This is a genomic window from Pseudomonas sp. BJP69 (assembly GCF_007633355.1).
GTDB lineage: Bacteria > Pseudomonadota > Gammaproteobacteria > Pseudomonadales > Pseudomonadaceae > Aquipseudomonas > Aquipseudomonas juntendi.
On sequence record NZ_CP041933.1, the window covers coordinates 1,983,747 to 2,003,864 of the forward strand.

General features: G+C 62.8%; 22 protein-coding genes. 7 read left to right on the forward strand and 15 right to left on the reverse strand.

Translation table 11 applies throughout. The features are described from left to right. Positions 1-29: 29 nt before the first annotated feature. From nhaA to FPB55_RS26195, 4 genes are all read right to left on the reverse strand, one after another. The gene (gene nhaA, locus FPB55_RS09085) at positions 30-1,391 is read right to left on the reverse strand and encodes a Na+/H+ antiporter NhaA (RefSeq protein ID WP_009682098.1); all 1,362 of its coding nucleotides are present in this window, start codon (positions 1,389-1,391) and stop codon (positions 30-32) included. A 176-nt stretch (positions 1,392-1,567) separates the two neighbouring features. Beyond that, positions 1,568-2,209 carry a 3-oxoacid CoA-transferase subunit B gene (locus FPB55_RS09090; protein WP_009682099.1) on the reverse strand — a complete coding sequence of 214 codons (642 nt, stop codon included), beginning with the start codon at positions 2,207-2,209 and terminating at the stop codon, positions 1,568-1,570. Between the two features lie 8 nt (positions 2,210-2,217). Then, positions 2,218-2,913 carry a 3-oxoacid CoA-transferase subunit A gene (locus FPB55_RS09095; protein WP_009682100.1) on the reverse strand — a complete coding sequence of 232 codons (696 nt, stop codon included), beginning with the start codon at positions 2,911-2,913 and terminating at the stop codon, positions 2,218-2,220. A gap of 213 nt (positions 2,914-3,126) precedes the next feature. Further along, positions 3,127-3,324 (reverse strand): hypothetical protein, encoded by a 198-nt coding sequence (locus FPB55_RS26195; protein ID WP_177433802.1) that lies wholly within the window; start codon positions 3,322-3,324, stop codon positions 3,127-3,129. Here FPB55_RS26195 and FPB55_RS09100 point away from each other — a divergent pair. Next, complete coding sequence (locus tag FPB55_RS09100; RefSeq protein ID WP_144188017.1) at positions 3,302-5,467, forward strand: methyl-accepting chemotaxis protein; 2,166 nt, start codon at positions 3,302-3,304, stop codon at positions 5,465-5,467. The genes FPB55_RS26195 and FPB55_RS09100 overlap by 23 nt on opposite strands. Before the next feature lie 25 nt (positions 5,468-5,492). On the opposite strand, the gene FPB55_RS09105 is transcribed toward FPB55_RS09100, so the two are convergent. Both FPB55_RS09105 and FPB55_RS26530 read right to left on the reverse strand, forming a co-directional pair. Beyond that, positions 5,493-6,710, reverse strand: a complete 1,218-nt coding sequence (locus tag FPB55_RS09105) for an amidohydrolase family protein (protein ID WP_115293715.1) — start codon at positions 6,708-6,710, stop codon at positions 5,493-5,495. Between the two features lie 206 nt (positions 6,711-6,916). Then, on the reverse strand, positions 6,917-7,102 hold the full coding sequence (locus FPB55_RS26530) for a hypothetical protein (protein ID WP_009682105.1): 186 nt from the start codon (positions 7,100-7,102) through the stop codon (positions 6,917-6,919). A gap of 495 nt (positions 7,103-7,597) precedes the next feature. Between FPB55_RS26530 and FPB55_RS09115 the strand changes: the two genes are divergently transcribed. Next, entirely contained in the window at positions 7,598-7,951 is a 354-nt protein-coding gene (locus FPB55_RS09115; RefSeq protein WP_009682106.1) for an SH3 domain-containing protein, read from the forward strand. A gap of 410 nt (positions 7,952-8,361) precedes the next feature. After that, on the forward strand, positions 8,362-8,556 hold the full coding sequence (locus tag FPB55_RS09125; RefSeq protein ID WP_029885002.1) for a hypothetical protein: 195 nt from the start codon (positions 8,362-8,364) through the stop codon (positions 8,554-8,556). 130 nt (positions 8,557-8,686) lie between these two features. Here FPB55_RS09125 and FPB55_RS09130 read toward each other — a convergent pair whose 3' ends face one another. Next, entirely contained in the window at positions 8,687-9,592 is a 906-nt protein-coding gene (locus tag FPB55_RS09130; protein WP_144188019.1) for a LysR family transcriptional regulator, read from the reverse strand. A gap of 98 nt (positions 9,593-9,690) precedes the next feature. Between FPB55_RS09130 and FPB55_RS09135 the strand changes: the two genes are divergently transcribed. Further along, positions 9,691-10,452: a TSUP family transporter gene (locus tag FPB55_RS09135; protein ID WP_009682109.1), complete on the forward strand. Its 762-nt coding sequence runs from the start codon at positions 9,691-9,693 to the stop codon at positions 10,450-10,452. Position 10,453: 1 nt separating this feature from the next. On the opposite strand, the gene FPB55_RS09140 is transcribed toward FPB55_RS09135, so the two are convergent. From FPB55_RS09140 to FPB55_RS26205, 4 genes are all read right to left on the reverse strand, one after another. Continuing rightward, positions 10,454-11,875 carry a GGDEF domain-containing protein gene (locus tag FPB55_RS09140; RefSeq protein ID WP_144188021.1) on the reverse strand — a complete coding sequence of 474 codons (1,422 nt, stop codon included), beginning with the start codon at positions 11,873-11,875 and terminating at the stop codon, positions 10,454-10,456. 134 nt (positions 11,876-12,009) lie between these two features. Next, positions 12,010-13,842 carry an SLC13 family permease gene (locus tag FPB55_RS09145; protein ID WP_029884999.1) on the reverse strand — a complete coding sequence of 611 codons (1,833 nt, stop codon included), beginning with the start codon at positions 13,840-13,842 and terminating at the stop codon, positions 12,010-12,012. Between the two features lie 144 nt (positions 13,843-13,986). Continuing rightward, entirely contained in the window at positions 13,987-14,379 is a 393-nt protein-coding gene (locus FPB55_RS09150) for a glycine zipper domain-containing protein (protein WP_009682112.1), read from the reverse strand. A 77-nt stretch (positions 14,380-14,456) separates the two neighbouring features. Beyond that, positions 14,457-14,630, reverse strand: a complete 174-nt coding sequence (locus tag FPB55_RS26205) for a hypothetical protein (RefSeq protein ID WP_165944143.1) — start codon at positions 14,628-14,630, stop codon at positions 14,457-14,459. Positions 14,631-14,851: 221 nt separating this feature from the next. On the opposite strand from FPB55_RS26205, the gene FPB55_RS09155 reads away from it, so the two are divergent. Next, a complete protein-coding gene (locus FPB55_RS09155) occupies positions 14,852-16,012 on the forward strand; it encodes a diguanylate cyclase (RefSeq protein ID WP_144189613.1) in 1,161 nt (386 codons plus the stop codon). A gap of 1 nt (position 16,013) precedes the next feature. Here FPB55_RS09155 and FPB55_RS09160 read toward each other — a convergent pair whose 3' ends face one another. Continuing rightward, entirely contained in the window at positions 16,014-16,304 is a 291-nt protein-coding gene (locus FPB55_RS09160; RefSeq protein ID WP_144188023.1) for an RcnB family protein, read from the reverse strand. A gap of 116 nt (positions 16,305-16,420) precedes the next feature. Between FPB55_RS09160 and FPB55_RS09165 the strand changes: the two genes are divergently transcribed. Then, a complete protein-coding gene (locus FPB55_RS09165; RefSeq protein WP_009682116.1) occupies positions 16,421-16,771 on the forward strand; it encodes a hypothetical protein in 351 nt (116 codons plus the stop codon). 119 nt (positions 16,772-16,890) lie between these two features. Then, positions 16,891-17,712, forward strand: a complete 822-nt coding sequence (locus tag FPB55_RS09170) for a class I SAM-dependent methyltransferase (protein WP_009682117.1) — start codon at positions 16,891-16,893, stop codon at positions 17,710-17,712. Here the strand turns inward: FPB55_RS09170 and FPB55_RS09175 are convergent, their stop codons facing one another. The 3 genes from FPB55_RS09175 to FPB55_RS09185 all read right to left on the reverse strand — a co-directional run bounded on the left by FPB55_RS09175 (position 17,713) and on the right by FPB55_RS09185 (position 20,101). Beyond that, a complete protein-coding gene (locus tag FPB55_RS09175) occupies positions 17,713-18,480 on the reverse strand; it encodes an SDR family oxidoreductase (RefSeq protein WP_047149840.1) in 768 nt (255 codons plus the stop codon). 33 nt (positions 18,481-18,513) lie between these two features. After that, positions 18,514-19,581 (reverse strand): phosphotransferase family protein, encoded by a 1,068-nt coding sequence (locus FPB55_RS09180; RefSeq protein WP_009682120.1) that lies wholly within the window; start codon positions 19,579-19,581, stop codon positions 18,514-18,516. Between the two features lie 202 nt (positions 19,582-19,783). After that, the gene (locus tag FPB55_RS09185; RefSeq protein WP_009682121.1) at positions 19,784-20,101 is read right to left on the reverse strand and encodes an SCP2 sterol-binding domain-containing protein; all 318 of its coding nucleotides are present in this window, start codon (positions 20,099-20,101) and stop codon (positions 19,784-19,786) included. Positions 20,102-20,118: the final 17 nt, after the last annotated feature.

Genomic DNA, 20,118 nt, shown 5'->3' on the forward strand with positions numbered 1-20,118 from the left:
CCCGGCAAAGCGGCCCAGTGCAGGCGCTGCTAGGTTGACGAACCCAGGTTGCCTGCAGGGGCTGCACGGCGCACGCTACATACGCCCCAGGTCAGCCCCAACACCGCCGCGATCACCGAGGCCGATAGCACGCCAAGTTTGGCTGCCCCCAGTGAGCCGGGGTCGACGAACGCCAGGTTGGCGATGAAGATCGACATGGTGAAACCGATACCGGCCAACAGGCCCACCAGCGTGATGCTGCGCCAGTTCACCCCGGCGGGAAGCGCGCACCAGCCCAGGCGTACCATCAACCAGCTGACGCTGATGATGCCCAAGGGCTTGCCTGCGACCAAAGCGACTATCACGGCGATCATGACCCATTGTGGGCCCGCCGCAGACAGGTCGACCCCAGCCAGGCTGACCCCGGCATTGGCCAGGGCAAACACTGGCATGATGCCGTAGGCTACCCAAGGGTGCAGCGTGCCTTGCATCCGCACCACCGGCGGCAGCAGTTCGCGCTGTGCCAGGCGCAGGCGTTTCAACGGGTCGATGAGTTCGCTGGCATCGCGCTCTGGTGCTTTGGCGCGGCCCAGCAACTCGTTGGTGAAGCGGCTAATGGCGTCCAGAGGGCGCTCACGCATCGGCATGGCGGCTACCGGGGTCATCAGCCCGAGCACAACGCCGGCGAGGGTCGGGTGGGCACCGGTCAACAGGATGCCTAGCCAAACGATCGCACCGGGCACGATATAGGCGTAGGCCGATCCCACACCAATCTTCTGCAGCGCGATTACCATCAGCAGGCCGATCGCCGCGACGCCGAAACCGCTGTAGTCGAGGCCACCCGAGTAGAAGACCGCGATGATCAGCACAGCGATAATGTCATCGATGATCGCCAGGGCAAGCAGAAACACACGTACGTTGGACGGAATCGACTTGCCCAGCAGGGCCAGTACGCCTACCGCAAAAGCGATATCGGTGGCCGTTGGCACTGCCCAACCCTGATGGTCGGCTGGCGAATGAACGATACCGAGGTAGAGAAGTGCCGGTGCGATTACCCCGCCGACAGCAGCGGCCATGGGCAGCATGGCCTGGCGCAGGCTGGCCAGGGCGCCCTCGTGGATTTCGCGGCGGATCTCCATGCCCACCACCAGGAAAAAGATGGTCATCAGCCCATCATTGACCCAGAAATGCAGGGACTGCGAATACACATACGAGCCCACGCCGAACGTTATCGGGGCATGCCACAGGGCCTCATAACTGTGTGCGGCAGGGGAATTTGCCCAGATCAGGGCGGCGACAGCGGCAACCAACAGGACGATGCCACTGACTGCTTCAATATGCAAAAAGCGTTGAAGGCTGGCCAAGGCGCGCTCGGCCACTTTCTGGGCGCGAGGCAAATCTGTTTTAGGCATAGGCGCAAGTACTCCCGCATGGCGGCCCGACCTGCGCTGTTCTTTAACCTGCCTCACTGCACCATGCAGCAGACACCCGGGCGCTAGTCTACCGAATAACCGCATTCAGATGAACCCGAATGCGGTTATCGATCATACTCCGCGGGGTTGCCTGTACAGCGGGCGCCTGCGCTCGATCACTGGATCAGTGGCACACCGCTGAGTTTCTGCAGTTCATCGAAGTCGATGTCTGCGCATATTTCGATCACTTTCAACCCATCAGCCGTAACTTCCAGCACTGCCAGGTCGGTGTAGATACGGCTGACGCAGCCAATACCGGTCAGCGGGTAGGTGCATTCAGGCACCAGCTTGCTTTCGCCTGTCTTGGTCAGGTGGTCCATCATCACGAACACCTGGCGCGCGCCGGTGGCCAGGTCCATCGCGCCGCCCACCGCCGGGATCGAACCCTCGGCGCCGGTGTGCCAGTTGGCCAGGTCGCCCTTGACCGAAACCTGGAAGGCACCCAGTACCGCGATGTCCAGGTGGCCACCGCGCATCATCGAGAACGAGTCGGCATGGTGGAAGAAAGCGCCACCGGTCAACAGCGTCACGTGCTGCTTGCCGGCATTGATCAGGTCATCGTCTTCTTCGCCCGGGGCCGGGCTAGGGCCCATGCCCAGCAGGCCGTTTTCGCTGTGCAGGAATACTTCCTTGTCACCCAGGTAATTGGCCACCAGGGTTGGTGCGCCGATGCCGAGGTTTACGTAGGCACCTTCCTGAATGTCTGCGGCCACGCGCTTGGCCATCTCGGTACGGGAGAGCTTTTTGGTGATGGTCATGGCAGGCCTCATTCAGCGGTGGCAAGCGAAGCAGCGCTGGTGCCGGTGACGGCGACGACGCGCTGGACGAAGATACCCGGGGTGATGATGTGTTCCGGGTCCAGTTCACCCAGTTCGACAACCTGGTCGACCTGGGCGATGGCCGTCTTGGCGGCCATGGCCATGATCGGGCCGAAGTTGCGCGCCGCCTTGCGGTAGACCAGGTTGCCCCAACGGTCGCCTTTGTGCGCCTTGATCAGCGCAAAGTCGGCGTGCAGCGGCATTTCCAGCACGTACATGCGGCCGTCGATTTCACGGGTTTCCTTGCCTTCGGCCAGCAGCGTGCCGTAGCCGGTCGGCGAGAAGAACGCACCAATGCCCGAGCCCGCTGCGCGGATACGCTCGGCCAGGTTGCCCTGAGGTACCACCTCCAGTTCGATCTTGCCGGCGCGGTACAGTTCGTCGAACACGTACGAGTCGGACTGGCGCGGGAACGAGCAGATCACCTTGCGCACGCAGCCGGCCATCAGCAAGGCTGCCAGGCCGATCTCGCCGTTACCGGCGTTGTTGCTGATGATGGTGAGGTCGCGGGCGCCGGTGGCGATCAGGCCATCGATCAGCTCGGACGGCATGCCGGCAGTGCCGAAGCCACCGACCATGATGGTCGATCCGTCGGTGATCCCTTCCACCGCGCTGGCGATGGACTCGTACGTTTTATTGATCAAGGCGAGCTCCTGGTTGTTCCTGGAGTTGGAGTTGTCGGGCTGGCCGGCGCCTTTAAAGCGGTGGGCCTGTCAGCATGTGCAATCGCTTGCTGACTTTGGCCATAGCGTGCCGCAAGACAGGGCTACAGTAGAGGGGGTTTGGCGGAATTCGTGCGATTATCGAACTGTTGTGCGATCTGCGAGCATCCCGAACGGCGGCGCAGTCCCGTGCGCTCAGGGGCTTGGCGCCTCACTTTGCACCTGAATGGTGCTACCCGCCACCCGAATGGTGTGTTTTTGCACCGTTAGCGGGCGGGATGCGGTGGTAGACCGTGATTCTACCCCGATGCCTCTATTGGCCTGCGACTTGCTATCAAATTGCCATTCGATGTCGCGTATGGTGAAGATAATGTCGCTTTCCAGTGCTTCCATGCAGTTGTCATCCCAAGAGAAGGGCTGGCTGCCCTGGTTTGGCAGAACAGGCAAGTTCAGCATGGGCTGGGCATGTCACTTGAACCGGGCAAATTATCCGCAAATCGAGCAAACCTTCGAGGCCATTGCCCAGACCCGCGTCCGTTTGCTGCAGGAGTGGGCGCACGAACAATGGGAGCACCTGGCCGAGCTGGCCGAGCAACTGGCCCCCGGCTTTGACCGGCTGGGCAGCGCGCAATTGCAGGACAAGCTGGCCCAGGCCGAGGACTTCTCCGAGCTGTTCGTCGTCGACCCCACTGGCAAGGTGCTTGCCTCGACCTGGCCGCAACGGGCAACAGCGCCAGTCGGGCACACCCGTGCGCTGGCGCAGGGGCTGAAGGCGCCATTTTTGCACGGCCCCTATTGCGACCCGCTGACCTTGAGCATCGGCCCGTCCTCTTCGCGCTTTCACGATGAGGTAACCCTGATGTTCTACCAGCCTGTGAAGGTTACCGGCAACGTCGTGGGTTGCCTCTGTGGTCGCGTACCCAACGATGTGCTGGGCGATTTGATCCAGCGCGAGGCTGGGCATATTTACGCCGAATCGGGTGACAACTACCTGTTCATGGCGCAGTCGCGCTTCGACCCGACGATCCAGCCGGGTACGGCGTTGTCGCGCTCGCGTTTCGAGGATGCCACCTTCACCCACGGCGAGAACCTGAAAAACGGCGTTCACACGGCGTGGGGCACCGTGCAGGTGCAGCGCCATACCGAGCTGGAGCTGCGTTTTACCGACCCATCCACCCGCGAGCTGCACCCGGGGGTACGCGAAACCATCCGTTGCGGTGCCAATGTGTTCGTTACCTACCCCGGGTATTCCGACTACCGTCATGTGCCAGTGGTGGGCAAGGGCGTGACCTTCCAGCTGCCGGGCTCGCCGGACCGCTGGGGAATGATGTGCGAGGCAGACCTCGAGGAAGTCTACCGGCGCCGCTCGCTCAGTTATGGCTTGATGAAGCCCTACCTTGCGACGATGGTCGGCCTGTTCGGTTGCAACTACCTGGTGCAGCACTACGCGGGCCTGCCGCAGGGCCTGAACGAGGTGGTCGAAGCCTTGGCCATGCTCGCCGCCGCGGTGCTGTTCGGCATGCTCGGGCCGCGCCGTGTGGCGGCGCGCCTCAATGGCATGAGCAATGTGCTGCGGACCATCGCCGAGGGTGAGGGCAACCTGCGCCAGCGGTTGGATAACCACACGGTGGGCAACGATGAAAGCGGCGACATGGCCCGCTGGATCAACAGCTTCATCGACCGCCTGGATGCAGTGGTAGGGCAGGTGGTCAAGGCCAGCCACACGGTGGGCGTCACCAACCAGATGATGCTGGGCCGTAGCCAGGATGCCAGCGTCACTTCGGCTGACGTGGCCGAGGCCGTGCATCAGATGATGATCATCATGGAAGAGCAGTTGGGCGAATTGCAGCAGGCCTCGGTCAGCGCCGAGCAGATGAAGCAGGCCATGGACGAAGTGGTCACCCGCGCCCGCGAGCAGTTCCAGGCGGTGCAGGCCGGTACGCAGTCGATCCGCGACGTGGTGGCGCGCTCGTCCTCCAGTGTGCAACGCCTTGACAGCCGCATGGTCGAGATCGACAACATCACCGGGTTGATCAGTGACATTACCAACCAGACCAACCTGTTGGCGCTCAATGCTGCGATCGAGGCGGCGCGCGCTGGCGAGCACGGCCGTGGCTTTGCCGTGGTGGCCGACGAGGTGCGCAGCCTGGCGGCGCGAACGGCGCGGGCTGCCGATGACATACGCACCATGGTCGAGAGCCTGCAGGGTGAGACCCGTCAGGCCGTGAGTTTCATGGAGCGGGGCGTGCAGGACGTGGACAGCAGCCTGCGCCTGGCCGAGGACGCCTCGTCCGAAAACGTGCAACTGCACCAGGCGGTGGAGGGTATGTTCGCGATCATCCAGCAGCTCAACCGGCGCAGCCTGGAATATGGCAAGACCATCGAGCAGGTCAACCAGTCTTCCCAAGAGATGCGCCAGACTGCGGTGGTGTTGCAGAGCAGTGCGCAGAAGGTGCGGGTGGATGCCGGCAAGTTGCAGAAGCTGGTCGGGCAGTTCGAGACCAGCGAAGAGGGCAAACGGGCGGCTGCCGCTTGAGTGCCGAAGCTGGCCAGGGCTGTTGTCAGCGCCGCAGTTCGGCAGCGAACTGGCCAGCCTGCAGGTGCACCTGTGCAGGCCCGCCCCAGAACGCGCCGTGGCGGACGATCACCCGTTCATGAATGGCAGCCGCCACCGCGGCCGCCGCATTGGGCGCCCTCAACAACACGAAGCTGGCCTCGTTACCTAGGTGCAGGCCGTAATCCTGCTTGCCCATGACCGCGGCACTGGCCTCGGTCGCCATCTGCAGCGCCACCCGCAGCTCTTCGTCGGTGTTGAACCCCGAGCGGTAACCGACCAGCATCGCCCGCTGCAGCATGTCGCCATTGCCATACGGCCACCAGGCATCCTGGATGTTGTCGTTGCCGGTGAACACCTGCACACCCCCGGCGCGCAAGCGCAGCACTGGCGGAAAGGCCCGGTCGCCCGGGGCATTGGTCATGATCGAGATACCTGCGCCCGCCAACGCCTCGGCGGTGTGGTCGACCACCGCGTCGGTGACGTCGCCCAGGCCGTAGGCGTGGCTGACCGCAACCAGGCCTTGCATGCCCAGGGCCTGGGTGCGCGCGGCAATGCGCTGAAGTTGGGCGATGCAGATATCGCCGGGTTCATGCAGGTGGATATCGACTTTAACGCCATGCCGCTCAGCGATGCCGAAGACGATATCCAGCTGGGCGTCAGCGTCGCCGTCCAAGGTGGTGGGGTCGATGCCGCCAACCACCTGAGCCCCTTCGCCGATAGCGGCCTCCATGACCTGGGCGGTGCCAGGGCAGGTGACCACGCCGGCCTGGGGGAAGGCCACCAGCTCGATGTCGAGCAGGTGTTTCCAGTTGTCCCGGGCTTCGAGCATGGCGTGCAGGTGACTCAGGCCGGTGGTGGCGTCCACGTCCACATGGCAACGCATGGCCAAGGTGCCGTACGCAGCTGCCTGACGCATCAGCGCGTCGGCGCGCTCGATGATGGGCGGTGCGCTCGCCAGCTCACGTTTTTCCACGGCCAGGCGCTCGCGCAGGCTGGCGACAGGTTGGTGCGGGCGCCAGCGATCACCCACGAAGCTCTTGTCCAGGTGAATGTGGCCATCAACGAAACCCGGCAATACCAGCAAGCCTTCCAGGTCGATCGTTTCGCGGGCCGGGGTGCTGGCGCGCTGCGCGCCAATGTGGCTGATGCGGCCGTTGCTGACAGCAATGTGCAGGGGCAGGCCATCGGCATCGATGGCATTGATGAACTCACGGTCGTTCATGGAACTGGCCTTTTCTACTGGGGCTTGGTGGCTTGCCACGGTAAGGCGGATGAGCGCTTGCCTCCAATTAATTATCAGGATCAAGGCCAGTGGAATTGTGGATGCGGGGCAGCGTCAGCCGGCCGCAGGGGATCGTTGTGCGGGCCCCCAGGCGGCGCTTTTCAGCCCGGCAGGCTTCACCGGCTGGGGGCACCGCGTGGGTATTCTTACTGCAAGGTTTTTGGTTTGAGGTCATCTGGCAACTGCTGCAGAGCCGCCTCCAGTTGCGCGACAGACTGGGCAAGTTGATCAGCTTCCTGGTGTTTGCCCGCACTTCTCAGGCGGTCCCGCTCAATGCGCAGGTTCAGCAGGTTTTTCTGCAGTTTCAGGGCTGAAGCGTTGAAAGGGTCCATGGGCTTCTCACACTGTGGGCTTCCGTGCCGTTGTAGGAAACATGGACCGTAGCAGCTCGAATTACCTCTAGAAACTGATGTTTCATACAGGAAAATCTGGTGTTCGCGGTATTTCCTACATTGAGCGGTAAAGTTTCCTACAAGATGCATTTCTGTATATGTCGCCACGTGCCGTCTGGCATCCAGTATCCGCTGGGTTGGGCCGGTTCTCCCTCGGCAGGCCCACTGCGCAGGGCTCGATCAGCTTTGGAAATGTTATGTTGCACTTACCTTGCACACCCAGCAGGTGCCGGGCCTTCAGCGACCTGCGCGGGACCTACCCAGAGCCGGTGCAACTTCTGCAAAACAGGGGCTGTCACAATGCTCTGCATGCCGCAGGAAACACCGTGGCATTTGGTATGTATCATTGCCGTTGTCGCCCCATACATGCGCCGATGACGGGCGGTATCTGCCGCCTGAGCTTGGCGCGAAGGTTTTCCGGCCAAGGAGAGGCCCATGCACTACGTTGTGATCGAATCCCACCGCAGTGAGTACCCGCGGCCTATCCGCTTTGCCAAAGGCACTTTGCTGGAGATTGGCCCGCGCTATGAAGGCGAGCCTGGCTGGCAGGACTGGTATTTGTGCAGTTGCACCGGCCAGGAGCCCGGCTGGGTGCCCGCGCAGCTGATTGAACGGCTCAGCGTTTGCCAGGGGCGGGCGCTCGATCATTACTGTGCGCACGAACTGGACGCCGACCCGGGGCAACTGGTGGAGATGGTGCGGCCGCTCAATGGGTGGCTGTGGTGTCGGCGCCATGGCAACGGCGAGCTGGGCTGGTTACCGGCAGAGAAGCTTCAGCAATTGGGCTGAGGGGCGCCCCAACGCTGCCACGTGCCGTGCGCTGCATCTGATACGCTTTTTTTGCGCCAACCTGAATCTGTAACCGTATCAGCCCAGGCCCGACAATACGCCCATTCCCGCTTCACAACTGTCGAGGTTCCAATGGGCAAGCTGGCGCTGTTCCTGGGGGGTTTTCTGCTACTCACTATTCTGATCGGTCTGCTTGGCACCATTCCGCCAAGCTGAGGGTGATCGGTTTTTTCTGCGCGGCCCGTCTACTTCAAGTTCGGGCCCAATTTCCTGGCAAATAGCCACTATTCCCTTCCTCAGCATCGCTGGACCAGCGGTCGCTGCATGGCATTTTCAAGCATTAATACCTCGTGTAGTCTCCCGCCGCCGCTCATTCGGGTCGGCCTTTTCCGCTGGGAGTCGACACATTAATGGAATGCAAGAAAGGCGCCTGCGCCGCCCTGGAGTGGCGTAGCCGTTTCCTCGCCGAGGGCACGTTGGATGAGCAGGGTTACGAGCAGGCGCTGCGTAATGCACAAGCGCTGGAGCAGGCTGGGGATATCAGCACGTCAGAGTGGATCGAGCTGGTAAAGCTGGCCAATGCGGCATTGCTGGGTGTGGGATAAGTCATTCTTTGCGTTGGGAAATCTGTCCACAAAAAACGTGGGTAGGTCTGTGGATAAAGTGCTGTAAGCCATGCCGGTGGCGGGCTCTGTTAAATTGAGCAGAAATTGAACAGCCTTTTCGAAGGGCTGTTCATGGCGCCCGGCCGGCCTGGCGCAGGGCTATCAGCAAGTCGCGCACCCGGGCGGGCAGGTCGCCAGCCGGGTATACCGCGTGCATCTGCGGGTCCTGGCCAGTGCTGGAGGTCAGGCGGTATGGCGCGCATACCCGCACCAGGCGCCCGGCCTTGACCTGCGCCTCGCCTACCCAGGCTGCCAGGCGCGCGATACCGGCACCCGCCAGGGCGCCGTGGTACACCGCAGTGCCCGAGGCCAGGCGCAACCGCGGCCTGGGCCGCACGCTGGTGATCTGGCCATCGCGGCAAAAGTGCCAGGCTTTGAGGATGCGCGGTGCGGTATGCAGGATCAGCGAGTGGCCTTCCAGCTGTTCGGGATGCGCCGGCGTACCGGCCAAGGCCAGGTACGCCGGGCTCGCATACAAGTGCCGCTGGTAGGGCCAAAGCGGATAGCCGATCAGTTCGCTGGACTGCGGGAAGGCGCCGCGTACTGCGAAATCCAACTTGCCCAGCAGTGGGTCGAGCGCTTCGTCGCTGTACTGCACATCCAGCGTGACTTGGGGGTGGCGACGGGAAAAATCTGCGAGCACCTGGGGCAACAGGTGTTCGGCCACCAGTTGCGGCACGGCGAAGCGGATCCAGCCTTGTGCGTTCCCGCTGAGCGCAGCCAGTTCGTCGGCTGCATCGCGTTGCACATCCAGCAAGCGCTCGGCGTGCGGCAGCAAGCGTTCGCCCGCTGCCGTCAGGGTGACCGCATTGGCGTTGCGGTTCAGCAACTTGCTCCCGGCGTTGTCTTCCAGGGTTTGTACCGCGCGTGTAACCGCGCTGGGCGAACGCCCTAACGCCCGGGCCGCGGCGACAAAGCTGCGCTTGTGCGCGACGCTGACGAACGCCTGAATTTCCCGCAGCATGTCCAATGCCATGCCCTGCTCCTTGTTGCAGTTTTCGCAATATGGCATTTCAACACAGCCACGCCCTTTTGGTTAGCCTTGCACCTGTACCCACTGCCTGGAACCGCGTCATGATGGATATCGCTGTACTTTCTGTATTCGCCTTCGCCGCCGGCCTGATCGATGCGGCCGTGGGCGGCGGCGGCTTGATCCAGATTCCCGCGTTGTTCAACGTGCTACCCACCGCGCAACCGGCGGCATTGCTAGGCAGCAACAAGCTGGCTTCGGTGTGTGGCACGGCCTTCGCAGCGCGTTCGTTCATCCGCAAGGTCACGTTGGACTGGGGCTTGATCGTGCCCGCGGCGGTCAGCGCCTTTGTCATGTCGTTCGCCGGTGCTGCCACGGTGTCGCTGCTGCCGCCGGGGGTAATGCGCCCGGCGGTGTTGGTGCTGATCGTGCTGATGGCGGTGTACACGTTCTGCAAGAAAGACTTCGGCACCCTGCACAAACCGGCCCGGATCGGCCGCAAGGAGCAATGCCTGGCAGTGCTGATCGGTGGGGCGATCGGTTTCTACGATGGCCTGTTCGGCCCTGGCACCGGCAGCTTCCTGATCTTCCTGTTCATCCGCTTCTTCGCCCTGGATTTCCTGCACGCATCGGCCTCGGCCAAGGTCGTGAACATTGCCACCAACCTGGCGGCGCTGGTGTTTTTCGTGCCGTCGGGCAACGTGCTGTACGCCATCGCCCTGCCCATGGCCCTGTGCAATATCCTTGGCGCGTTGACCGGCACCTGGCTGGCCGTGCGCAAGGGCGCGGGCTTCGTTCGCGGGCTGTTCCTGGTGCTGTTGTGCGTGCTGATCGCCAAGCTGTCGTGGGATGTGTTCGTCGGCTGACTCACACCACCTGGCGCTGCGGGTCGGCATGCTCCACACAGTTGCGGCCGTGGGCCTTGGCCCGGTACAGTGCCTGGTCGGCGCTGGCCAGCAGCAGGTCCAGGCTGGGTGACGGCATGTGCGCTTCGCAGCCGGCCACGCCAATGCTGACCGTAATTTGCAGGCATTTGTCGTCCTGGACCACGTGCAGGTCCTGCACGGCACGACGCAGCCGTTCGGCGGTGAACGTGGCCCGCTCGGGCGCAAGGCCTGGCATCACCACAACGAACTCCTCGCCGCCCAGGCGGGCAAACAGTTCATTGTTGTGCAACTGGTCTTGCAGGGCGCCGGCGAACTGGCGCAACACCTGGTCGCCCACGGCATGGCCATGGGCGTCGTTGATCGACTTGAAATGGTCGATATCCAGCATCATCAGGGTCAGTGGCAGTGCCTGGGCGTGTTGCCGGCTGTCCAGCAGCGCGTTGGCGCGGCGGGTGAAGGCGCTGCGGGAGAGCGCGCCGGTGAGGTGGTCGATGGTAGCCTGGTGGGCCAAGCGGGCCATAAGGCTGCGGTTGGCGTGGCTGACGCAGGCCACCACCAGCGGCCCGAGCACCAGCATGGCAATGCCCAGGCGCGCGGACAACAGTGTCGTCACCCCCGGCGCACTTTGCGGCACGCTGAAATGCATGAGGTTTTGTGCCACGGCCACGATCAGCGTACTCCCAGCGGTAAGCGCCAGCAGCGACACCAGAAACGGCGAGTAGGTCCAGGCACACCACAGCAGTGCGGCGATGGGGAAGGCGATGGCGCCAGGGCCGCCGAAGGCAATGCTGAACGCCAGTGAGGCCAGCAGCCCCAGCAGTGGTGCCAGCCGTACAGGCTGCGCGCCACCGCGTATAAGGGCTCGCATCGAGGGTGCAGTGAGCAGTACGGGCAGGATCAGCACACTGGTCGAGAACTGTTCGCTGAACCACGCCCGCCAAGTGGCGCCAAGGGACTGTTCAAACCAGGGCGCGGCCATGGCTGCTGCCATGCTGGCCGCGACCACGGCGCCGGCGGCACAGGCGGCGAACACGCTGAGTACACCCTGGGGGGTGCGCAAGCGCCGGTGCACACGGGGCAGGCGCGACAGTAGCAGCCAGAGAGTGACCACGACACCTAGATTGCACAGGTTGAACCACAGTGCGGGCAGCCAGGCGCTGCCGCACAGCAGGTCGGCGCCGACCATGGCCAGCCACACCAGGCTGAAGCCGGCCAGCGTGGCTTGGCGCGGGTGCCGCAGCAACACGCCGGCCAGTACCGCATTCACAGGCCAGAACAATGACAGGGATTCGATCGGGCGCGCAAGAATGCCGCCCAAGGTAAGGCCGAAGGTCAGGCATAGCAGAGCAACGTAGGGCAACAGGCGCGATGGGGCTGGGAAAACCATGGGCTCGACCGGCAAGCGGAGACGAAATCCAGGACAACGCCTTGTAGCACCTGGGACTTTGCTCGGCAGTGTGTTTCGTCATGGCAGTTGATGTCAATCTGCCGCGGCCGGTCGTAATAATGCCAAATTGCCGCTACTGCTTGGCGTTTTTACTGCAGGCCGAAGAACCACGGCACCATCAGCACGGTGACCAGCATCACCAGCACGGTGAACGGCACACCGATCTTGACGAAATCGGCGAAGCGGTATTGGCCCGGGCCCAGCACCAACGTGTTGACCGGCGAAGACACCGGCGTCATGAACGCCGCCGATGCAGCCAGCGCCACGGTCATGGCAAACGGGTAGGGCGACATGCCCAGCTGCGCCGCCGTGCTGACCGCAACGGGTGCCATCAGCACGGCCGTGGCGGTGTTGGAGATGAACAGGCCGATCACCGCGGTAACCGCAAACAGGCAGGCCAGAATGGCACTGGGGCCGGCTCCGCCCAGCACGCTGACCAGGCCGCCCACGGCCAGGTCGATGCCGCCGGTTTTCTGCAGTGCCTGGGCAAATGGCAGCATGCCCACGATCAGCACCAGGCTCTGCCAGTGGATGGCGCGGTAGGCGCTGTTCATGTCGATGCAACGGCCTGCGCCCATCAGCAGGCAGCCGATCAGCGCGGCGATGACATTGGGTACCACGCCGCTGACCATCAGCCCCACCATGACTGCCAGGCTCAGCAACGCCTGCGGTGCGCGAGTGCGGGCTGGTGCTACCTGGTCGATCTCTGCAGGCAGGCTCAGTACCAGGAAGTCCTTGGGTTTGCCCTGCAGCAGGCGCACAGCCTTCCACGGGCCGACTACCAGCAGGGTGTCGCCAAGGCGCAGCTTTTCTTCTACCAACTGGTCTTCAATCGCCGCTTGCTCGCGGCGCAGGCCGACCACGTTGAGGTCATAGCGGGTACGGAACGCCAGTTCAAGGATGCTTTTACCGATCAGCTGCGAGCCAGGCGGCAGCGACACCTCGGCCATGCCCAGTTCCTGGGATTGGTCGATGAAATAAGCCGCCTTGAAGTGCAGGGGCTCCAGTTGCATGGTCTGGCACAGGCTACGCAGGTTGTCATGGTTGGCGAACAGGTCGAGCAGCAGCACGTCGCCCTGGTGCAGCACCGTGTTGGAATCGGCGGTGATGACCCGGGTGGTGAACTTGTGCTGGCGCTCGATACCGATCACGTTGGCGCCATGCCGCGTACGCAGTTCCAGTTCGCCAAGGGTATGGCCGATCAGCGGCGAGTGGGGGCGGATGCGCAAGCGCCGCTCGCGCCCATTGAGCTTGTAGTCCAGTACCAGGTCCAGCAGGGTGCGGCGGCTTTCCACGCGGCCGTCCTTGCGCACTTCGCCATTGAGCCAGTTGCGGGTCAGTAGCATGTAGCCGACACCCAGCACCAGCACCACCAGGCCGAAGGGGGTGAAACTGAAGAAGCTGAAGCCGGCGTGGCCATGGCGTACCAGCTCGCTGTGCACCACTACGTTGGGTGGCGTGGCGACCAGGCTGAGCATGCCGCTGATCAGGCCGGCGAAGGCCAGCGGCATCATCAGGCGGCTGGGCGAGAGCTGCAGGCGCGCGGCAATGCTCAGCACCACCGGGATGAAAATGGCGACCACGCCTGTGGAACTCATGATCGAGCCCAGGCCGGCTACCGCCACCATCAGCAGCACCAGCAGGCGCGCCTCGCTGTTGCCGGCCCGCTCGCTCATCCACTCGCCAATGCGGTAGGCAATGCCGGTGCGGACCAAGCCCTCGCCGATCACGAACAAGGCGGCGATCAGCACCACATTGGGGTCGCTGAAGCCGGCCAGTGCCTGCTCCACGCTGAGGATGCCCAGCAGCGGCAGGGCAAGGATCACCATCAGCGCAACCACGTCCATGCGTGGGCGGTTGATGACGAACAGGACAATGACGATGGCCAGCAGGCCAAGCACCCAAAGCAACTCTTGGTTCATGGGGAGGGGGTGTTCCTTCACGCAGGGGCACGTTAGACAGTAGCAGCCAGTGTGCCACCTTGCGGTGAAGGGGGTGTTGATGTACTGCAGGGTTTAAGGCCGCTGCTGCCGATCGGCGTCAGCGGCCCCGTCCAGCTCGGCTGGTCAGTGACGGTGCCGGCGGTGCTTCTTGCCGCCACGGTCGTCGTCGCCTAGATGGTTGCCCAAGGCGCCCCCGGCGGCGCCACCCAGGCCTGCGCCTACAGTCGAGCCGGTCTGCCCGCCAACGGCACCGCCCAGCAATGAGCCGCCCGCCGAGCCCAGGCCGCCGCCCAGCGCCGCTTCGGTACGGTTGCCCTTGCGAGCCCCTACCGCACTGCCTGCTGCGCCGCCAACGCCAGCACCAATGGCTGCGCCGGTCTTGCCGCCCAGTTGCTGACCAACCACATTACCCAGTACGCCACCCAGGCCACCGCCGATGGCGGCAGTACCATCACCGGCGAAAGCGCCTTGGCACAGCAGCAGGCCAAGGGCAACGGAAGGCAGAGTCAGACGCATGATATGAACCTCGAAAATTTCACCAGGTTAAGGTGCCGCCTGAACGGCGGCGAGCCGGGGCTGTAGCCGCTTCAGCGTTAGTAGCGGTCGCCGCGGTATTGACGGTCGTCATCGTCGCGGTCATGCCGGTGGTGGCGATGGTCACGGTCGCGATCACGCCAGCCATCGTCGTCATGGTAGCGATGGCTGTGGCATCCTGCAGTCAGCAGTACAACAGCAACCAGCGAAAGGCTTGCAAGACGGTTTGTCACGAGATAGGTCCTTGATCCACAAAGGTTTACCGCACACTCTGTGAGACCCGGATCGATCCATTTGGTTTCCTGGGCGGACAAAAATTTGTGCTATCCACGATCTTCCACGTGCTTCTCGGTTGCTGTTCTGTCCCGTACGGTCATGGCCGGGCGCCCGTGGCGGCTCTAGACTGCACGGTAAGCCGCAGCCAAGACGGCATTCTGCCATTCAGTGAATCATGATGATCGCGCATACCCCTACCTTGTTCGCCGCTGTTGCTTTGGTTGCCACCATCCTGGCGTTCTGCCTGTTGCTGGTCGGGCACGGCAACCGCCGTGACAACCTGATGCTCACCGGTTGCGGGTTGCTGGTGCACGCGCTGGCTTACGTCTGCTACACCCTTTACGCCCAGGCCCCCCTGTGGCTCAGCTACGGGCTGGGCAACAGCCTGCTTTCGCTGGCGCTGGCCTTCTATACGGCCAGCTTGTTCCGTGTGCGCGAGCGGGTAGTGCCCTGGCGGGTCATTTTCATCATCCCGGCGTTCATGCTGGTGGGGTTGATGCTGCTGCTCGATACCCTGGAGCCGCGCATGTTGCTGGCGACCCTGGTGCTGATGTTGCAATGTGCGCTGATCCTTTATTGGGCATGGCGCCATGGCGAACGACCGGGCAAAGCGCACCTGCTGCTGGAGATCGGTGCGCTGATCAGCCTGGTGGGCCTGGGCATGCGGGTGGTTGCGGTGGCCAATGGCACGGCTGTGGAAATGCGCTATGACACCAGCAACCTGAAACAGAGCATCTCGGTAGCCATTGGCACCGTGACGGTAATGATGTATTCGATCGGGCTGGTGCTGATGGCCAAGGAGCGCAGTGAATCGCGCCTGCAGCACCTGGCCTTGCATGATGTGCTCACCGGTACCCTCAACCGTCGGGCGATTCTCGAGCGCTTTGCCAGCGAACTGGACCGCGCACGCGGGCAGCAGGCGAGCCTTGCGGTGGCGATGATCGATATCGACCATTTCAAGCGCATCAACGACTTGTATGGGCACTTGGCCGGTGACGAAGTGTTGTGCCATTGCGTACGCCAGTTGCAGCAACGCCTGCGCCAGGGCGATAGCCTCGGGCGTTACGGTGGAGAGGAGTTTCTGTTGCTGCTGCCTGCTACCGACCGCGCCGGGGCGCTGACTGCCGTGCAAGGGCTGCGCGAGGCCATTGCGCGCAGCCCGGCCCGGTTTGCCGGTGACCACATCGAGCTACGTTTCAGCGTTGGCCTGTGGTGCGGTGTGCCGGGGAACAAAGACAGCACCGCCAGCCTGCTGGCGCAGGCCGATGCGGCGCTTTACCAGGCCAAGGCCGCCGGGCGCGACAGCGTGCACATGGTGGCGCTGGACGCAGCGGGTTGAATCAGGGCGCAGGCTGAATGGCCAGCACCACGCCGTTGGTAATCTGTATCAGCACATAGTGATCGCCCATGCGCACCCAGTGGCTTTCCTTCTCAGGCTGTGGCAGGCCCTTGGCTTTCCAGTTCTTGATGGCTTCCTCGTCACGCTTGTACTGGTCTGGCGCTTTGTCACCGACCTTCAGCTCGCGGTTGTGGGTTTCCGGGGCGGTGACGCTTTCTTCGCTCGAGGGGGCAGCGGTGGCAGCCAATGGCAGGCAGGGCAGGGCGGCGAACAGTAGATAGTGCAGTTTCATGGCAATGTCCTTATGACGGCTTGTATTGTCTGCGACAGCGGAATACGCGTGACAATTCACTCGCGCTGCGTGCCAATGCTAGAGTCGCTTCTTTTTCAAACCCCCGAGGATGGAACATGCGTGCGATTCTGCCGATGGCTGCGGCGCTGATGCTGGTTGGTTGTGCTGCTGCGACCATGGACACTGCCCGCGGCGGCAAGCCGACGGCGCAGCTCGACTCGCGGAAGGCGCCAGAGCTGGTGGCCCAGTGCATTCAGTACAGCTGGCAGGAAGAGAGGGTGTTCGGTGACGATGCCAGTGGCTACCTGCAACCGCGCAAGCAGGGTGGGTTGACGGTATATACCCGTGAAGCCGAAGCGTTCGTGGACGTGTACCCGCAGGCCGGTGGCACGCGGGTCGACTACTACGCGCAGAAGCACGACGGCGTGGCGCTGCAGCGCCGGGCAGCGGCAGCGACCTGCTTGTAAGGGTATTTGGCTACCCTTTGGCGGACAGAGACAGCTGGTTTACATTTTTTTGCAAGGTAGTTCTGTCGGCCAGTGAGTGCGGCGTCTAGCATCAATTGCTCGCATTCAAGGAAGACACCATGGACCATTCCCTGCAACTCAACCGTGCCAGTTGGGATGAACGCGCCCCGCTGCATGCTGCCTCGAAGGACTACGCAATCGAACAGCTCGTCCGCGACCGCGACCGGCTGTCCGACACCGTGCGTTTTGATTTGCCATTGTTGGGCGATATCGACGGCCTTGATGTGATCCACCTGCAGTGCCACATCGGCACCGACACCCTCTCCCTGGCCCGCCTTGGCGCACAGGTGTGCGGGTTGGACTATTCTGCCGCTTCGTTGGCCGAGGCCAGGGTGTTGGCAGCACGCTGCAGAACGTCTATCGAGTATGTCGAGTCTGATGTTTACGCGGCTGACAAGGCGCTGCCAGGGCGCACCTTCGATCTGGTCTACACCGGTATTGGCGCGCTCTGCTGGCTGCCTCGCATCGAGCCCTGGGCCCGTACCGTCGCGGCCTTGCTGAAACCGGGCGGGCGGCTGTTCCTGCGCGATGGCCACCCCATGCTGATGGCTGTCAACGAGGACCACCAGGACCGCTTGCAGCTCGAATACCCCTATTTCGAGCAGCAGGAGCCAACGGTGTGGCATAGCGACCAGACTTACGTCGAAGCCGATCAGCGGCTGGCTCACAGCGAAACCCACGAATGGAACCACGGTCTTGGCGAGGTGATCAGTGCCTTGCTGAGCCACGGCCTGCACCTGACCACGCTGGTCGAGCACCAGAGCATTCCCTGGGAGGCGCTGCCAGGGCAGATGATCAAGGGCGACGACGGCGAGTATCGCCTTCGCGAACAGCCCGCACGCCTGCCCCTGAGCTATACCCTGGTGGCGGTCAAAACCTGATCAGGACAGAAAACCACCGTCGACGTTCAGCGCGGTGCCGGTGGTATAGCTGGAGGCATCGCTGGCCAGGTAGAGCACCGCGCCGGCCATCTCCTTGGGGTCGGCCACGCGTTTGAGGGGGATCTGCTGCAAGGCCGTGTTGAGAATGGCATCGTTCTTCACCAGCGCCGAGGCGAACTTGGTGTCCGTGAGGCCCGGCAGCAGGGCGTTGCAGCGGATACCGAACTGGGCGCATTCCTTGGCGAACACTTTGGTCATGTTGATGACCGCTGCCTTGGTTACCGAATAGATACCCTGAAACAGGCCTGGCGAAACCCCGTTGATCGAGGCCACGTTGATGATGCTGCCGCCGCCATGTTCGCGCATCAGCTTGCCGGCCTCGACCGACATGAAGAAGTAACCGCGGATGTTGACGTCCACGGTTTTCTGAAAGGCGCCCGCGTCGGTGTCCAGCACGTTGCAGAATTGCGGGTTGGTGGCGGCGTTGTTGACCAGCACGTCCAGGCGCCCGAACTGCTCGCGGATGCCGGCAAACACGTGCTGGATCTGCTCCAGTTCACCGATGTGGCAGGCCACCGCCGTAGCCTTGCCACCTGCAGCGGTGATGGCGTCCGCCACTTGCTGGCAGCCCTCCAGCTTGCGGCTGGAAACGATCACGTGGGCGCCTTGCTGCGCCAGCAAGTGCGCAATGGCCTCGCCAATGCCACGGCTAGCGCCGGAAACGAAGGCAATCTTGCCATCGAGGTCGAACAGGTGGGTCTTGGGCATGCTGTTTTCCTTGTGATCCGTGGTGGGCGGGGCTCAAAGGCTGGACTTGGCGATGACCTGCAGGGTCATCTGTTCCAGCAAGCGGTTCATGTGGATGAACTGGGCGAAGCGCTTGTCCTGGGTCTGGCCGTGGTAGTAGCGGTAGTAGATCTGCTGGACGATGCCGGCCAGGCGGAACAGGCCGTAGCAGTAGTAGAAATCGAAGTTTTCCAGGCGAATTCCGGCCCGCTCGGCATAGTAGTCAACGAACTGCCGACGGCTGAGCATCCCTGGTGCATTGCTGGGTTGGCGGCGCATGAGTTGCACTGGGGCCGGGTCACCGGCTTCGATCCAGTAGGCGAGGCTGTTGCCCAGGTCCATCAAAGGGTCACCCAGGGTGGCCATTTCCCAGTCCAGTACGCCGATGATGCGCATAGGGTTGTCCGCGTCGAGGATCACGTTGTCGAAGCGGTAATCGTTGTGCACGATGCCGGGCCGCGGGTGGTCGGCGGGCATTTTTTCGTGCAGCCAGGCGGTCACGTGTTGCCAGTGCGGCGCATCCGGTGTCAGGGCCTTCTCGTAACGGTTGGTCCAGCCTTCTACCTGGCGCTGCACGTAGCCTTCCGGCTTGCCCAGGTCGGCCAGGCCGCAGGCGCTGTAGTCCACCTGGTGCAGTTCGACCAGCCGATCGATGAAGCTTTTGCACAAGGTTTCGGTGCGCTCGGCATCCAGCTTGAGTTCAGCCGGAATGTCCGAGCGCAGGATGACGCCCTTGACCCGTTCCATCACATAGAATTCGCTGCCGATCAGGCTGGTGTCGGTGCAGTGTACGTAGGCCTTTGGGCAGTATGGGAAGCCGCTGTTCAGTTGGTTGAGGATGCGGAACTCGCGGCCCATGTCGTGGGCGGACTTGGCCTTCTGGCCGAACGGCGGGCGGCGCAGCACCAGGTCGCGACCAGGGTAGCTGACCAGGTAGGTGAGGTTCGAAGCGCCGCCCGGAAACTGGCTGATGCTGGGCTGGCCATCAAGGCCGGCGATGTTGGCCTTCAGATAAGGATCGATGACGCCCGCGTCGAGCTCTTCGCCGGGGCGTGCCTGGGTGGACTGGTCGGTGAGCGTCATGCGTTTTCCTTATTCTCGATCGCAGGAACTATTGGCTAATCTAATGGCCTGCCCGTTATGGAACAAGCGTCCCAGGTGCGTAATAGGTGGGGGTGTTGCTGTACGATCAGCTGCCTTGATGCAGTCATTGATGGGTTGGGCAGGCAAAAAAAAACCGAAGCCGGTCAGGCTTCGGTTTTCGATCATGCGCTGTTCCCGGCCTTCAGGATGGGAACAGTTCGCTCAACTTCATCGACAACATCATGTCGCCTTCTACGCGCAGCTTGCCGCCCATGAAGGCCTGCATGCCGTCGGTTTCGCCACTGACGATGCCCTTCAGGGTTTCGCTGTCCATCACCAGGGTGCAGTTGGCATCCGGGTTTTCACCTTCCTGCAGTTCGCAGGTGCCGTCCTTGACGATCAGTGCGTAGTGCTTGTCTTCATCGGTGATGTTGAAGCCGAACACCAGGTCCAGGCCGGCGGCAGCGGATGGGTTGAACTTCTCTTGCATCTTTTTGACGGCATCAGCTACGGAGGTCATGGCGCATTCCTTATTGA